General features: G+C 39.2%; 15 protein-coding genes. 7 read left to right on the top strand and 8 right to left on the bottom strand.

The window, feature by feature from the left end:
* Positions 1 to 392: 392 nt before the first annotated feature.
* From BN200_RS04045 to BN200_RS04060, 3 genes are all read right to left on the bottom strand, one after another.
* Positions 393 to 614, bottom strand: coding sequence for a hypothetical protein (locus tag BN200_RS04045; protein ID WP_195886755.1), 222 nt, complete (start codon positions 612 to 614; stop codon positions 393 to 395).
* 128 nt (positions 615 to 742) lie between these two features.
* Entirely contained in the window at positions 743 to 970 is a 228-nt protein-coding gene (locus BN200_RS04055; protein ID WP_019221200.1) for a hypothetical protein, read from the bottom strand.
* Complete coding sequence (locus tag BN200_RS04060) at positions 967 to 1,629, bottom strand: lysozyme (RefSeq protein ID WP_019221201.1); 663 nt, start codon at positions 1,627 to 1,629, stop codon at positions 967 to 969. Before BN200_RS04060 ends, BN200_RS04055 begins: the two co-directional genes overlap by 4 nt.
* 254 nt (positions 1,630 to 1,883) lie before the next feature.
* Between BN200_RS04060 and BN200_RS09160 the strand changes: the two genes are divergently transcribed.
* Together BN200_RS09160 and BN200_RS09895 are read left to right on the top strand one after the other, a co-directional pair.
* A complete protein-coding gene (locus tag BN200_RS09160; RefSeq protein ID WP_154645973.1) occupies positions 1,884 to 2,021 on the top strand; it encodes a hypothetical protein in 138 nt (45 codons plus the stop codon).
* A gap of 2,235 nt (positions 2,022 to 4,256) precedes the next feature.
* Complete coding sequence (locus BN200_RS09895) at positions 4,257 to 4,379, top strand: hypothetical protein (protein ID WP_280109554.1); 123 nt, start codon at positions 4,257 to 4,259, stop codon at positions 4,377 to 4,379.
* Positions 4,380 to 5,637: 1,258 nt separating this feature from the next.
* On the opposite strand, the gene BN200_RS04070 is transcribed toward BN200_RS09895, so the two are convergent.
* Entirely contained in the window at positions 5,638 to 6,186 is a 549-nt protein-coding gene (locus BN200_RS04070) for a hypothetical protein (protein WP_019221212.1), read from the bottom strand.
* A gap of 1,491 nt (positions 6,187 to 7,677) precedes the next feature.
* Here BN200_RS04070 and BN200_RS09165 point away from each other — a divergent pair.
* From BN200_RS09165 to BN200_RS04090, 3 genes are all read left to right on the top strand, one after another.
* Positions 7,678 to 7,851 (top strand): hypothetical protein, encoded by a 174-nt coding sequence (locus BN200_RS09165; RefSeq protein WP_019221215.1) that lies wholly within the window; start codon positions 7,678 to 7,680, stop codon positions 7,849 to 7,851.
* Between the two features lie 303 nt (positions 7,852 to 8,154).
* Entirely contained in the window at positions 8,155 to 8,496 is a 342-nt protein-coding gene (locus BN200_RS04080; RefSeq protein WP_244426863.1) for a hypothetical protein, read from the top strand.
* A gap of 1,362 nt (positions 8,497 to 9,858) precedes the next feature.
* Complete coding sequence (locus tag BN200_RS04090; RefSeq protein ID WP_154645974.1) at positions 9,859 to 10,173, top strand: hypothetical protein; 315 nt, start codon at positions 9,859 to 9,861, stop codon at positions 10,171 to 10,173.
* Positions 10,174 to 10,876: 703 nt separating this feature from the next.
* On the opposite strand, the gene BN200_RS09170 is transcribed toward BN200_RS04090, so the two are convergent.
* The 3 genes from BN200_RS09170 to BN200_RS04100 all read right to left on the bottom strand — a co-directional run bounded on the left by BN200_RS09170 (position 10,877) and on the right by BN200_RS04100 (position 14,810).
* Positions 10,877 to 11,053: a hypothetical protein gene (locus BN200_RS09170; protein ID WP_195886757.1), complete on the bottom strand. Its 177-nt coding sequence runs from the start codon at positions 11,051 to 11,053 to the stop codon at positions 10,877 to 10,879.
* 1,602 nt (positions 11,054 to 12,655) lie between these two features.
* Positions 12,656 to 12,826, bottom strand: coding sequence for a hypothetical protein (locus BN200_RS09175; RefSeq protein WP_019221224.1), 171 nt, complete (start codon positions 12,824 to 12,826; stop codon positions 12,656 to 12,658).
* Positions 12,827 to 14,231: 1,405 nt separating this feature from the next.
* The gene (locus BN200_RS04100) at positions 14,232 to 14,810 is read right to left on the bottom strand and encodes a hypothetical protein (RefSeq protein WP_019221226.1); all 579 of its coding nucleotides are present in this window, start codon (positions 14,808 to 14,810) and stop codon (positions 14,232 to 14,234) included.
* Between BN200_RS04100 and BN200_RS04105 the strand changes: the two genes are divergently transcribed.
* Both BN200_RS04105 and BN200_RS04110 read left to right on the top strand, forming a co-directional pair.
* Positions 14,793 to 15,089 carry a hypothetical protein gene (locus BN200_RS04105; RefSeq protein WP_154645975.1) on the top strand — a complete coding sequence of 99 codons (297 nt, stop codon included), beginning with the start codon at positions 14,793 to 14,795 and terminating at the stop codon, positions 15,087 to 15,089. The two genes, BN200_RS04100 and BN200_RS04105, sit on opposite strands and share 18 nt — an antisense overlap.
* Before the next feature lie 76 nt (positions 15,090 to 15,165).
* A complete protein-coding gene (locus BN200_RS04110; RefSeq protein WP_019221228.1) occupies positions 15,166 to 15,459 on the top strand; it encodes a hypothetical protein in 294 nt (97 codons plus the stop codon).
* Positions 15,460 to 15,515: 56 nt separating this feature from the next.
* Here BN200_RS04110 and BN200_RS09460 read toward each other — a convergent pair.
* Positions 15,516 to 15,715 (bottom strand): hypothetical protein (locus tag BN200_RS09460; protein WP_034988758.1); only part of this gene is annotated, 200 nt, incomplete at its 5' end.

Here is a 15,715-nt window from a genome sequence, read left to right on the forward strand (position 1 = left end):
TAATCCGGTAATGAGATGAGGCGAGGACTCTGCAAAATGCCATGGAGCAAAAGTCCCTGGGACAAAATGCCAGAGGGACAAAATGCTAGAGGGACAAAATGCTAGAGGGGGAAACAGTGACCAGTCATTTTGTCACATTGCTTGCTGTGCATGGCTTTTTTTCAATGATAATGGGGCTTTTATCCATTATTCCGATGTTGGCACTTTATGACTTTTTTATCATGCGAGTGAAGTTATACTGCAGAGTGAGGCGAGAACTGAAAAAAGTGATTTAGTGAGCATGATGTAGTGATGGGGAGCAGAGATAAGAGCGTGATTAAGCTTTATGGATCTTTTTAACAAGGATTTTTTACTCTCTCTTGCAACACAGAGTGGGAGAGTCATTTTGTGCTTTACTTTTTGGAGATGAGTAACTGCTTTAAATGTGCAAAAATATTTTCTATTGCGTCCATGAGGCGTGCAAAATCAAGAATTAATAAAAAGAGAAAAAATGCTATCCACTTCATAAAGCGAGACATCATTTTCACACTCTGATAAGTAAGGATTATTTCGTGAAGCATTTCTTTTTCTGCTTCCGTGAGTTCTGTCGTTTTTTCAGTTTTTTTTCTAGCCATGTTTCCAACCACACAAGTTCTCACCCTGCTTGTTATGTTTTAAGATCTCTCTTGCTAGGTTTGCACTGATGACATTGAGATCTTTTCTCTCTAAGTAAATGGGCAACCATCCTTCACAGGGAGGGTGCTTATTTATCGCGCAGCCAGTTAGAGAGTTCAGCACGCACATCAGCATCACTTTTTTTGTTAACTTCATTTTCTATCTCAAGCCGTGTTGTTGCTGACTTTAGAGTTTGTTCTGTTTGCTTTTGCTGCTCAATCTTCTTGCCGAGCGTAAAAGCTTTTGCTAAAGCCATAAAAAAAGCGGTTAAAACCGCTCCTGTTACCATCAGATTTTTTTTCAGCCACCAGATCATAGACGATGCTCCTGAAAGCGTTTTGCAACAAAAAAGATTCCAGCACAGGCGGCTATAATCATCACTGTTGCCAATGCCCATTGGAGCGGACCATTGGCTGCTAACAAACCTCCAAGTCCTGAAAGGGAGCCTATAATTGGTGCAAATGCTTCTGCTTTGAAAAGACCTGTTGCCTCTTTTGTTTGCACTTTTTGAGTGTTGGAAGAAACATAAGAGTGTTTTGCCCATAATCCTGTTTCTGCTGCACGTCTATTGACGAGACCTTGAAGACGTTTGCCTCCTGCTTTGGTCCATTTCTGTAATTCGGTTGGGACTGCTGCATAATTACCGTTATTGAGTTTTTTTAAAAGTGTCGAGTTGCAAAAAGCTGTTGTTCCTACATTATAACAAAACGACACTAAGGCTGCGAATTGTTCATCTGTTAAAGAAACAGTGACAGCTTGCTCAACAGCATTTTCAAATTGTTGCAAATCTTGACAGAGAAGTTCTTCAGCTTGCTTTTCAGTGATTGCCATGCCTTTGCGAACAAAAGGTTTTCCAGCACTATTGGTATGGCCATAACCAATAGTCCATACACCAACAGAATCTTGATAGGCATTCAAACGCAGACCTTCCCATTGTTTAATCAGCGCAAGTCCTTCTTTTGATATTTTTCGCATAAACTTCTCCATTAAAAAAGCTCTGCGCAAGGCAGAGCAGCATGACATATTCTCAAATTGCATTTTTCTCGTCTTGGTAAAAACAGAAGAGACATGAGCTTTCGCAAAGATTAAACCACCAGATTGTTAGTTCATTGCTGATGGAACGCTTTGGGTAGAGAGGGGCGGATGAGGGATTAGCTTGAGGAATAATTTAGTGGAACAAAAAGTTTGCAAAAGAGGCAGGAGTGGTTTTCCAGGGAGGTTGGAGGCTGGTGAATGGGATGCTGGTGAGACTTGATATCGATGAGGTGCTTTGGGTTGTTGTTCTTGTAGTGCTGAGTATCGGTAGAGGGGTTTCTGGTGAGATGTTTTCTGATAGAGGTTTTGTTGGTTGTTTTTCATTACGCTGAAGAATGACAGAGAGCATGGCTTGGAAAGTGGGTCTAGGGGTATACAAAAGAGGAGAGATTTTTCCGGTGAGGTTGATGGTTGGCTTGTGTCTGGTGGTGTTGATTGTTTTTCATTACGGTGAAGAATGACAGAGAGCATGGCTTTGAGAAGTGGGCTAAGGGGCGTGCAAAAGGAGAGTGTTTGCTGGTGAGGTTGATGGTTGGCTTGTGTCTGGTGGTGTTGGTTGTTTTTCATTACGCTGAAGAATGACAGAGAGCATGGCTTGGAAAGTGGGTCTAGGGGTGTACAAAAGAGGAGAGATTTTTCCGGTGAGGTTGATGCATGGGGGCTATGAGGCTTGATACTGATGAGCCGTTTTTCGATTGTTTCTTGTAGTGCTAGGTATCGGTGGAGAGACTTCTGGTGAGATGTTTTCTGATAGAGGTTTTGTTGATTGTTTTTCATTACGCTGAAGAATGACAGAGAGCATGGCTTTGAGAAGTGGGCTGAGGGGTGTGCAAAAGGAGAGTGTTTGCTGGTGAGGTTGATGGTTGTGAGTGATTTTTTATTGTTGTTTTTGTGGTGCTAGGTGTCGGTGGAGAGATTTCTGAGGAAGTGGTTTCTAGTGCCTTTGGTGCAAAAAATGCGCTCTACAAAGTACAGCAAAAAAACATCCTCTCACACTGAACCGCTCTTGCCTTTCAAGAATAGAACAGAAAAGAGATCTTATAAAGATAATGAAACTGCAGAAAATACGGTAAAAAATAGATACAAAAAAACCAATCCCGCATACGTCATTAAATACGATTTTCTCTTTATTGTCAACAGAAAAATTGAGATTTGTGTTTTTTATTTTCATCACTCCGCTGTTAAAGTATGCCGTTTCAATCGGAAGTTTTTGGGGGATACGAACAAGAACTCTTTTTTCGTCTTTCTTCAGTTTATAACCTAGCTTTTTAGTGCGTTTGCTTAATGTGAATGGCTATTAGTGAAGTGATTGGTTTGTGCGTTTTTTTCTGCTGTGGAGATTATTTGTTTATTTTCTTAGCGCTAAAGAGTGAGAGAGATAGCGCTGAAGAGTGAGAGAGAGCATGGCTTGAAGAGTGGGATGAGGGGTAGGCAAAAGGGGAGAGAGTTTGCTGGTGAGGTTGGAGGCTAGTGAATGGGATGCTGGTGAGACTTGATATCGATGAGACGCTTTTTGGGTTGTTTTTCATTACGGTGAAGAGTGGGAGGAACAATGGTTTGGAAAGCAGAGTAAAGACTGTGCAAAAGAAGAGGGGGGAGATGTTTTGCCACTGAGGTTGATAGTTATTAGTGATTTTTTATTGTTGTTTTTTTAGCACTGTATCAGTGGAAAGATTTTGAGGGTTTTGAAGTGTTGGTGTGTAAAAAAATGCTCTGCATAATGCTCTGAGTAAAGCAAAGCTGAAGGGTATCTTTTCAATTGAATTTTCTCGCCTTTTAGCAATAAAAAGGAAATGAAATTTTGCAAAAATAAAAATTAAGTCACGAAATTTTGTGTGTCTTTGGGGGTTGTTTTCTTGTATAGTGTGGCGGCTTATAAGGAGAGCTGCTGATAAAGCAAAGTGCCAGGGAGAATGAGGTAAAGTGCATTCAAGTATGAGTGCTGGAAGGGCTTGTCGGTCAACAGCCTGTGGGTGTAGTGGTTGGCTTGGAGTATGGGGAAATCAAAATAGAAACCTCCTCATCGAATATAAGACAAATTTGCTTTTCCTTGACAGGAACCAGATAGTCTTTCTCCGTTCCCTTGATATGAGATAGTTAGCATTTTGACCTTATATTGGCGATAAAAGAAAAAAAGAGAGATTGCGTAAAGTCGTTAAAAATCCAGCCTTATCACGAGTTTTTTTCTTTTATCTTCTGAGATAAAAATCTATCCTTTTTAAATTTATCTCGTTTTCTAGGTCATCCTTACAAAGCGCTGAAAGGCAATTTTAAGGGCGATATTTTTTCTTATATTCATGATCACTTTGAGAATTTTAGAGGGGATGTGTTGTATTGAGGGGGAAGAATTGCTGAGAATGGTTTGATAGTATGGTTTCTTTTTGTGGTGGCGTTGGTGTTGCAGCTGTTTTTTGTGGTTCATTGCTGATGGAACAGCTTTTGCTAGAGATGAGTGGATGAGGTGAGAGGCAGGCTCTGGGGAATAGCTTGGAGAAGTGGGATGAAGGGGGGGGCAAAAGGGGAAAGTGGTGTGCTGGTGAGTTTGGAGGCTGGTGCAGGGTGTGCTGGTGAGACTTGATATCGATGAGGTGTTTTGGGTTGTTGTTCTTGTAGTGCTGAGTATCGGTAGAGGGGTTTCTGGTGAGATGTTTTCTGATAGAGGTTTTGTTGATTGTTTTTCATTACGGTGAAGAATGACAGAGAGCATGGCTTGGAAAGTGGGTCTAGGGGTGTACAAAAGAGGAGAGATTTTTCCGGTGAGTTTGATGCATGGGGGCTATGAGGCTTGATACTGATGAGCCGTTTTTCGATTGTTTCTGTAGTGCTAGGTATCGGTGGAGAGACTTCTGGTGAGATGTTTTCTGATAGAGGTTTTGTTGGTTGTTTTTTATTGGGGTGAAGAATGACAGAGAGCATGGCTTTGAGAAGTGGGTCTAGGGGTGTACAAAAGAGGAGGGAGAGTTTTCCGCTGAGACTGATGGTTGGCTTGTGTGGCTTGCCTCTGGTGGGGGCGTTGTTGAGCCGATTTTTAATTTTCGCTTTTGGAAGGGAGTGTTGATGGGATAACAATTTTTTTGTCACCATATTGATTTATAAAGATTATTCCTCTTTTTTCAATTTGAATAAAAAAACCTGTATACATTAAGATCCTTTTATCTCAGCTCTTGCATTCATAATCAAAAAAAACTCCTACGCATGTCACGGGGGCGGCGGTGGTGTAAAAAATGAAACTTTTCACGAAAGCAGTCAAAAGGATTCTCATCTTAAGTATCAAAGGTTGTGGGAAACATTTTGAGCTCGCAGAGAGCATGAGGCAGAGACAATGAGAGTGCCAGTTTGCATCTTTATGAGCAAGAAGAGGGTTGTGTATAATGGTTTTATTGTGACACTATCATAGCTGTCATCCTGAAATGGAGAGGGGGGCTGATGGATATTTCTTTAAAACAAGTGGGTGAATGTGCAACATAATGGCGTTCTTTTTGCCTGAAGGGCATAACCTTATTCAAGACTGTGAAAAACAAAAGTGGTGAGGTGCATGTGCACTCTCTATTATTTTAAAAATTGCTATGGATGCCTTTGAAATCGGTCATGCCGAATGAAAAGGTAGAGAGTAAAGATGGGTATTAGTTTTTATCTGTAAGGTTTTATATATTCGGTAATTGAGGCTGTCTTTGTTTTAGAGATAACGGAAATAGATAGAGGCAAATCGTCTTGCTTACTCACATCTTGGTATGTTTCAAGCTCTCACGTGGCAGTTTGGCAATAGATTTTGCGCTCTTCATGCTCCGAAAATGCACCTTTCTCAAACACATATGATGATGCTCCATCATAGAAAAACATGAAGGCTTCAATATGCACTAGATTGTTGTGGCAGCAAGCACTAGATTGTTGTGGCAGCAAATTGTTGTGGTATGGGTGGGCGCTTTTTAGCGAATGGTCATTCTTTGTTTAACCCTCAAAATGTTTGTGAAGGGCGTCAAGAATAAGACGCAGTGAACAGACGAGAGAGGGAAGCGGTTGATCTTCTACAACAAGATATTGTAATGCCGCATGAAAGTTATGTTGACGATGTCGTTGTTGGGCTTCTCTGATCACTTCTTGCATTTCTTCATAGTGATCGGTTGCTCTGCAAACCCATTGTTTTTTGGCCTTTTCGTCAAATAATGCATGTGTAAAGTTATCATAATAACCACTCGGTAAACCTTTTGCGCATAAATAGTCATTTCTGATTTGAAGATATTTTTGCGCCGTATCATATTGCTCTTCACTGATGCCTGAGCCAGCTTGTTTCTTACCAAGCATACAAAGTCTTCCAATATAGGAAATCGAAAGTGGGTTTTTTGCTTCTTCTATGCTTAAACCAAAGTGTTTTGCACGCATTTCAATCGTAGTTTGTGGAACAGCCTTATCTGGTCTTTTTGCACGTGAAATACGACCATTGGGTTCTCTTGGCTTGCCTGTTATTCTAGGTCTACCACGTTTTTTACCTGTTTTCATGAACCTACCTTTTGAATTAAAAAAATCCTCTTACTGATAAGGACAGTGTGGGAAAAACTCTTTAGAGTTATACTCATTTATGAGGAAGCTTAAATATTGAGGGAGCTATTGGTGGTGGGAGAGACAATGAAAGCAACGCTTTTAAAATTGTCGTTCACCTTTCAAAACAAGGACAATAAATAAAAGATAACATTTCTTGAAAGTGTCACAAAATAATTTCTGTTGCACATTTTTTCACGCCCTTCTTTGAATTTGCTCTTTCTCACTGATTATTTGCTTGTTTTCATTATTTTGGAACCTGTGCTTTGCTTCTGGAAAAAAATTTTTACCAAAGTGGGTGTGCCAGATGTGATGTGTGCAATGTGAGAGTAGATGAAAAACCGTAAAAAAATGCCCTTCTGTTTTTTACAAATTGTTTTTATGGACTTTTGTGTAAAAAAACTTCGCATAAGCCTTTAAACTCTGCTCTAGGAGTCATTGCTCTTATTTCAGGGCTTCTTTTTAGATTCTGCCGTTGGTGATAGTGAGAAAAGACCTCAGAGATAGTATTTTGCTTAGCCTCTCTCTTTCGTTTAGTCTCTTTCTTTATCCTCTTTTGAAGGCACTTTATCCTTTGTTTAACAGATAACATCTTTGGAGATCGGCAAAAATAAATTTCATCCCTCTCTTATCATACCACAAATCATACCACAAAATGGCTTATCTTTTCAAATAAAATCCCGATTTACAATATAATGACAAGATTCATGATGAAATTCTCTAAGGATGCTGTTTGCTTTTTTACGCGTCTTTATTTTTTTATATCTATCCTTTATAGAATATAAATTCATTTGACTTCTTCATCTTTATTGTTAAAAAAACGATCGTACTATGCGCTTATTCTAAAATTATAAGATGTCATGCTGTTTGCTTTTTTATTGAGATGAGCTGTTTTTCTTATGGGTGAATTTGCATTTGTAAATACGTGTATTGTTTATTCTTAAGCAGGGATTGTCCATAGATTATCGTCAATCTAATCTTCACAAATATAAGAAATATGTACGAACTGTTGTGAGGATAAAAAGACGCAAAGCCAGATGTGTTATGGTTTTTGTTTTGCAAGGTGTCTTATAAAAAGCTGAGATATTTTTTCAAAACATTGCCGGTCTATGAGGGGGGGGGTGTGACGTTTTTTACTTAAGAGTGCGCGTGTTTTTGTTGTTGCCTGTCAAGCAGGATTCAAAGCTAGTATAACCAAATGTTTGAGGGAAAGATTAAGGCTAATGTTTTTTCGGGTATTTCTGCTTTTGTCTGCCAAATAGGAGCAAGGGTACTTGCGTATTTCTGTTGAGGCAATTTCTAAAACAGGTAACTTCATTTAGAGATAATATCAAAAGGCGTAAAGGTAAAAAAACAGTCTCCCGGCCTTGCTCGTATTTTTAGTTCTACTTTACAGTTTTTAAAATATCTACGGCATACTCTTCGCAGGCAATGCAGATTACGCATTGCTTCATGCTTTTGTTGTTTCTCATCCTTTATGGGGGGCACGCTCTTCAGCACAGAACAGAACGCTATTGGGTTGCTACTTCATTTGCTTATTTTAGTCTGTCTGCATATTCATGCCCATTTCGTGGTGGTGTCTGTGAATGTTATAAGGGGCATGCTCTTGCGCGCGACCCTCTTTAGGCTCAGTAAGGAAGCACGCTCGTCTCCCTCATAGAGTGGGGGGGGTAATGCTTGACGTCTCACGGGAGAGAAAGAGGGCGAAAAAAAAGAGCTGTAGGTAGGAAAGGCAGAGGATTTTGGTGGTAGAGGCGCTTCTTTCTTGTTGGTGTTTTTTTAAGTCGCTTTTGCACCGTTTCTTTCATCTGCGTGATATGAGAGGGTGGTTTCAGTTGTCTAAGAAAAGGAATGAAAAAGCAAACAGACCGCTTGGAGTGTGCGGGGCTTTTGAAATATCTTAAGTTTTCATGAGAAAAAGGGGAAAAAATGAAGGAGAAAAATTGGGCATTGGATAAAAAAACGCGCTTTTTTTCATTTGAACAGGTGTGTCTTTCAAGCAGAGATTATAAAGTCATCTTCGGTCTTTCTGTGATCATTGTGCTGTGCAGAGTGGCTCTCTTTATACCAATTTTCTTAGAGTGGAAGCTGACAGAGTGGCAAAAAGACACTCTTGATACTGTCTTCGCATTACAGGGCGTCGTAATGGTATATGTCTTTCTCTCTATACCGATCATCTTCGGGCTTCGCATCATAGTGGGGTATCTGTTGAAAAAAATATCTCAAAACTGGAAGAAGCAATCTGTAAACAAGACGAAACAAACCGTCTAAAAGAGCAGCTCTCTAAAGGGTGGTAGGGGAAAATGAGCAGTAATCTTTTAGTCTTACTTATCATAGGAATTCTGTTTGCGGCAATCTGTGCTGTTTTCATTACTCTGTTTATTTTGCTTCTTTATTATTCTGTATTCAAGCGGGTGAGAATGTATTTTCAAGTAAAAAAGCGCTCAAAAGAGTGCTGAAAGAACACAAAAGTGCGCTTCGAGAAAATATCAAAGAAAGAAAAGCAAGATGAAGTCCGACTCAATGTTTGATTAAGCGATGGGTTTGATTAAGCGATGGTGTCATCGTTGCAAGAAGCTTTGGTTCTTGCAAAAAAGACTATAAAAAATATTCTTCCTCTCCATGGTTATGATAACTTTTCCGATCAGTGTTTTCTTAGGGTAGCAGATAATGGGGGGAGAAGATTTCTTTTCCTTTCTCATATGAGAGCTGCTCGTATGGATTGTTGACTGTGTTCTGTTCTTTCTACCAATCATTTTGGTATCCTGCATCATTGTGAGGGGTAAGTTGAAAAAAATCATTCAACATTTAAAAGAAGAAACTCAGCAGTAAGAGAAACGGATGTTATCGCATAGAAACGGATGTTATCGTATATTGTGATTGAGGAGGAGCAAAGCATTTTAAAGCTTTGCCCATGTGTCTTTTTCTTTTATGCGCTTTCGCTTTTTCGTTAAGGCTGCTTATCTTTTTCAAAGCATGCATTTCAGTGTTTTGCGATGTGAGAAAAGAATGCTGAAAGAAAATAATATAGCATGTGAGGATTTCATGAGGGAGAAAAAATCATGATAAAGCTGAAGCCGATGAAGGAAATAGCAAAGAGAAAAAGAGCAAGAAAAAGTCTATGACGATGATACAGTTCTGACTATGGAAAGTGCAACAGAACTTTTAAAAATCTGGGGGTGTTGGTGGAAATCGATGGAAAAGGGGATCATTTGAAACCTCTTCTTTACCAGAGCGCACAGTGCACTTTCTCTATGATAAAATCAGCCACTAAAGATTGTCTGTCATTTGATTGCGGTTTTTTCATTCCAGATGGCGTGTGTGCTGCGGCTGGTGAAATTTTCCTATTCTTTCAATACTAAAAAAAATTGCTGGTTTTTTTGTTGGATTTTGAGGCAAAAGGATTGGAAATTTTCGAAAAAAGAGTGTGTGTTGGGCGTTTAAGCAGGGAGTTGAGAGAGCTCTCGAATGGACGATGAGAGATTTTTACAAATTGCTTTGCTGTGCTGTCAATATTACACTCGACCTTGCGAAAAGCAAAATTTGGTCAAAGATAAAAATCAAAGATAAAAAAAATTATTTTATTCTCTGTGTCATCTTGTTGTTCTTGCATCGCTTTGTGGTGTTGAGACTTTGCTCTCTTACAGCAAAAGCTTGATAGAAGCTGGTCAACTTGATTTAGAGAAGAACATTTTTGATACAGGAATAGAAAAATCCACCTTGAATAAAATAAAAAACTCTTTTTTATGCGCTTTTGAACGTGCTTTGGTGTTGGCTCAAAAAGTGGCAAAGGGAAAACAATTTATTGACCGTTTGCTTGAAAAGATGGCAGTCGATTTGTTTCTCGAAAATATAGTAGAGAGTTTATCGGTCTTTAAAGCCAGAGACCCAAATTTGTATCATAAAAATAGAGCTTTCTATAAAAAAGTCGTTGAGGAGAAAAGGTAGGAATTAAGAGACAAAGACTTCATTATGTACAGAGTGAGTCATGAGTAAGGTCAATGGAAAGATTATCTCTACGATATTCTCACTATAAAGGACGGTTAAAATTTATTGGATATAAAAGTGATGGCTCAAAACAGTTCCTTATTGAAGAAAATAAAAAAACTCTTTTTATACTTATGCGCTCAAGATTTTCTCAAATATTTTAAGAAAAATGAAGAATAACAATAAAACTTTTAAAAAAGATTTAAAATTCGACTCAAAATGGCTTGCGTTTACACAGTGAGAGAGAACTGTTGAAACAGGAGAAGACAACTGTTGTGATCCAATTTCCTATTCTCCACTCTTTCAAGAAAAGTCTCTTGCTTTATTGGGCAGAAAAGAGAATACAATAGCAAAGAGATGTCAAAGCTTAAGCACAAGAGAGTTTTTGTTAAAAAGAAAATCCTTTTAAAAAGGCTCAGTCTTTTCTTGAGCCTTTTCAGTATTTTTTGTAATAAATCGCGGATAATTGGTAAGACATTATACTATATATAGAATTCTTTGTTTTTTATTTATTGTTCATTAATACATCTCAAAAATTGTATCTATTAAAAATAAAAGAACAGAATGCAAAAATCCAGCTGGCGTATAAAAGAGGTTTTTTCTGTTTGGATAAAGAAGATTTATATTCATTTTTTCTTTTCTATTAATGTTTTTTTAAAATATTTTATTTACTTAAATCAATATTTATGAGATCAATGAGCTGTAAATCGCTGCCAGGAACAGTATAAGGACTAGTAATATGGGCTTGTCGTTCATTAATCATATAATCCTTTTCTTGCATAGCAAGAGCTAAACTACTAGTAATTGCTCCTACCATAAAAAAGTATTTAATATTCATCATTTTCTCCTATATTTATTCATTATAAATAAATATCAAAATGTAAAATATGCAAATTGTGTTTAAATTACCATAGTAAAAATACAACACTTGTAAAAAATAATAAAATTAAAATCTATTTAACCAAAATCTGTTCTTTTATATTTCATAATTTATTTCAAATATTGTTTTATTAAATGTGTAAAGTGAAAAAAATATTACTAAAAACTTATAGGAAAAGGGATGATACAAAAAACTATTGATCAGTGCTTTTTTCATCCCATGTTGAAGGGGTTATTGAAAAGCGCAATATCCATAAAACTCCGAAAATCCTAGAGATTTCAGCTGTAATCTGTGCCGATTAAGAATCTGCTGTGGAGGCATGGTCTTGCTCGGAATGTGTCTGGTTTTTGTGGGCTGTATCTCTCTTTCTGGTGGTCTCTTTTTTACAGGAGGAGAGATTTTATGGAGGTTGGAGGCGGACAATTTGTGTGGGGTTTCAGGTTATTCCACCCAGTTGTGGATATCCTGTGGAAATATGATCAATTTTCTTATAAAAAGTTGAAAAAGTAAGAAACTTTGATTCTTTTTGTCTCTCATATTAACGGCGTATGTCTCTGTTTTGGCTGTTTTGTGTCTTGCTTCTGTGCGGTGATTCTATGATGAGGCTTGAGGAGAGAAAGAGAAGGTCAGTGGAGGCAGCATGCTGAAAAATCTACAGCAATTGGTGAATTTTAGTGCTGCTGTCTGATCACTTTTTGATCGGGTGATAAGGCGCTTTATAAGGTGCGTATTTTTCAAATACCGGTGTTGCAGAATATAAATAGAATAAAAAACACTCAAGAAAAATTTATTATAATAATTGTTGTTTTATTTCTTTATTCTTTATTAATTTGTTTTTTCAATATATTCAATTTATCTTAATAAAAGAAGCACTTAGAGTGTAAGAGACACGAGGAGAGAGTGATCCTTATCATAAAGATAATAAAGATTTTTTATTTGTCGGAATAGAATTTTGATAAGAACAATAAAGCTGCGAAAATTTACTTACTTCTGCACAACAGTGAAAGTGATTGCGTATATTGAAGGGTAGATGGATAGAGAGCTGAAAAAAATGGCGAATCTCACTGCTGCTGTCTGATCACTTTTGACCGGGTGATAAGGCGCTTTATAAGGTGCGTATTTTTCAAATACCGGTGTTACAGAATATAAATAGAATAAAAAACACTCAAGAAAAATTTATTATAATATTTGTTGTCTTCTTTCTTTTTGTGAATTTGTAAAAGCGTAAAAACGATAAAACGTAAATACGTAAAACAATAAAAAGTGTGCGTGATACGTGTTCTCATCAATGAAATATAAAGAATAGACTGCAGGTTGTTGAAAGGGTGAAGGGAAAAGCGGCTGTGATGATTGGGTTGAGGGGTCGTGGAAAGATGCGCTGGATGCTGCTGAGGTTGTTTGGGATGGTTGACTGCTGGTCGCATTGATCGCTGGGGGAGAGAAGAGATTAGAAAAAAGGAAGAAGAGAGGGCGATAATAATCCGGTGCGGCAGGAGAAGAGATTAGAGAGTGGGGTGAAAGGATAAGGTGTAGAATGCGCTAAAGCTATGTCTCTCTTGGTTTTTAAATCATTGGTGGTTGTTTGGGAGGTGTTGGTTGTTGGTAAGGCAGTTTTGGGATGACTGAAGGCTTATGCTTTGGCTGCTGGTGGAGGAGAAGAGGCTGGAGAATGGGATAAGGCTTAGAATAAAGAGGTGGGGCAGCATGGGATGGTTCTTCATCAGGTTGTGACATATGGTAAGATGGGTTGTTTGTGAGAGGCGTTTTTTCATACCGGACAATGTTGGTTTTGCTCTTCTTTGCTGTTTTTAAAATCCATTTTGTCCATGTTGTTTTGGCAATTGTCTATGAATAATACTTGGTACCGTTTAACTTTTGACGAATTATAAGGCTGTTTGGTTTTGCAATTCCTTAATCAAAAATCAGAAGCTAAGATGCTGGATTTCTGTTTTTTGATTATGTGTCATTTGTTACAGAAAATACTTTAATTAAGTTTTTTCCTTTAGTAATCGAGGAGGTCTTTGTTCATAATAGAGAGAGTCAATATTTTTATGGAGCAATATTTCTAGTAAATTTTGCAATTAAAATGGACATCTTTTTTTTACTATGAACCTTAATGATCTTGCGTACAATTTTCTTTAGTCAATGATTGCACTGGTCCAGTGTAAGTGCTTTTTGTTTTTTTGCCATCTGATTGTTTTATTCCTGTGGGGGGCGCCTTGTTGAAACCCTATGGGACGTTGTGTTGGGTGCTGGGGGATGATGGTGGTGTAGGGGGGAGAGCGTAGAGAGTGGAGTGGAAGGATAAGGTGTAGAATGTGCTAAACTATGTCTCTTCTGGCTATTGGATAACCAGTGGTTACCTAAGAGGGAGCGGCTGTTGTGGGAGGGGGTGATATTTGGAGGGCTTCTCCGCATGCTGGTTGCGGGTGGAAGAGAAGAGATTGAAGAAAAGGGAAAAAGTGGGGGATGATGGTGGTGTAGGGGGGAGAGCGTAGAGAATGGGGTGGATCGGTAGAGTGAATTGTAAAAGTATTTTATTCTATTCAAGGGGGTCTCGAATTGTTGTTATGGTCTTTTTATCAGAAGTTTTTTCCTGCTTTCTGTGAATTTATAAAATCGTAAAAATGGTAAAGAGTAAATGTGTAAAAACGTAAAGTAGAAGGGTCATGCATAAATCGTATTCTTATCAGTATACTATAAAGAATAGGCTGAGAATTTTTGAAAAGGTGAGGCGAAAAGTGGCTTGTGATAATTGGGGTGAAGGGTGATGGAAGGATGGGATTATTGCTGATGCGTTGGTGTTTTGGATGGTTGGCTGCCGGTCGCATTGATTGCTGATGGATGGGAAGGGGGAGTGGACGGAATAGGGTGAAAGGATGAGCTGTCATGTGTGTTAAGGGTTTGCTCTCTTTTAGTTTTTAGATAACTGGCTGTTGTTTTGGAGGGTATTGGTTGTTGGTTCGGTGTTTTTGGTGCTTGGCTTTTTGTGGATTGGTTTCCTGTGGAGGGGAAGAGATTGGAGAGAAGGGAAAAAGTGGGGAATGATAAGGGGAGATAGAGAAAAAGTACAGAGAATGGGGTGAAGAGAACCGAGAGGTGCAGAGAAAAAGGTGGAGGGAGGGAGAGGCGCAGAGCTTTATTTTGAGTCTTTACCGTTTGTATAGCCCCAATGGCATGCGAGGAGCTCTAAACAATCTCGTAAATGATCCGCAAGGGAGTTTTGTTTGCGTTTTGAGGGGTTTAACTCTTTGATCGCTTGACCGTAACCTATAACCTTTTCTAAAAGAGAATAGCCAAGAACACCAAGAAGAACTTTGATCTTTTGTAAATGATTGGATGCTTCTATTTGGCGCTCAATGGGGTGTGTGTAACTCTGGCTATAGGAAACCTTTTCACGCGTGTAGTCAGGACTCATATGCAGGTCCGCTTGACTTTGACGCCAATAAACATAAAAACGTTCTGCTGCTTGATATTGTGCTTTGCTCAGATGCCCTTTAGCGTATAAAAGCGCAATGGGACGGCTCTTTGCATTGGCAATGGCTTTGATGGTGCGTGGGTTACTAGCGCTTTCTGGATGATTGGGCTGAAAATAAGGATTGTTCGTTTCAATCACGATTTCTTTTGTCTTTAAGTGACCAATGTGGGGTTGCTCTTCACCACAGAGAGCGGGAGCAAAAGTTGGTGTGGCGTTTTTTCTATGATCTTGATAGTTCATGTCATCTCCTTAAAAATTGTCAATGCGCTTCTTTCAGGCAAAGAAATGGGCAGGCAAAAAATACGATTGTGCAGCTGGATGCTGTACGCTTGTCGAGGATTAGTTGCTGCTCTTTTGCGTGAGGAAAAGTTTTCCAAAAGGGGAGTGGTTTTCTGTTGGTGCTGTCATGGATTTATGCGAGTTGTTGATGTGGGGGATGCGAGAATTTGTGCGGGGGCTATGCGAGGAGGGTGTGTGGGAGGAGAACGTGTATTGCTAGCACGTGGATTTGCTTCTTGAAAGGATAGGCGTTTTGCTGTATGACGGCTATTCTCTTTGATTTTACTGCTGTGGGGGGCTTGATGCCCCAGAGTTCGTGGTTTTTGCCATTTTGGTGCTGTTCTGCCTTTTTGCTGTCGTTTTGGTTTTTCTTTATAGGGGTGCTGCACGCCGCCGGGAGACAGGGTGGGTGTTTTGCCGGGGGCTGGTATCGTATGGCATTCTTGCCACCTACTTCTGTTTTGTTTCTGCTGGCGTGGCGAGTGGAGTTGTTCGCTTGGAGTGGTTGTTGAAGGGGGCGGCATCTTCCTGCTTGTTTGGCATTGTTCTTGGTTTGCTGCATGATGGGCGTTATCCTTCGGCTTGCTTTTGCGGGAGCAAAGCGTTTTGATCTTTCATGAGGGTTGTTTTTGTTGGGGGTATGTTCTTGCGGGGGCATTGCTGGTGTTATCCTTTGGCTGTGATTATGGAGAGCGCTTTGGCTTTCGAGGGGACAGCGTGCGTTGAGAGCGCGGGGACTTTCTTCTTGAAAAGGTTGGCGTTTTGCTGCATGACGGCTATTCTCTTTGATTTTACTGCTGTGGGGGGCTTGATGCCCCAGAGTTCGTGGTTTTTGCCATTTTGGGTGCTGTTCTGTCTTTCTGCTG

Source organism: Bartonella senegalensis OS02, assembly GCF_000312545.1.
GTDB classification, from domain to species: Bacteria; Pseudomonadota; Alphaproteobacteria; order Rhizobiales; family Rhizobiaceae; genus Bartonella; species Bartonella senegalensis.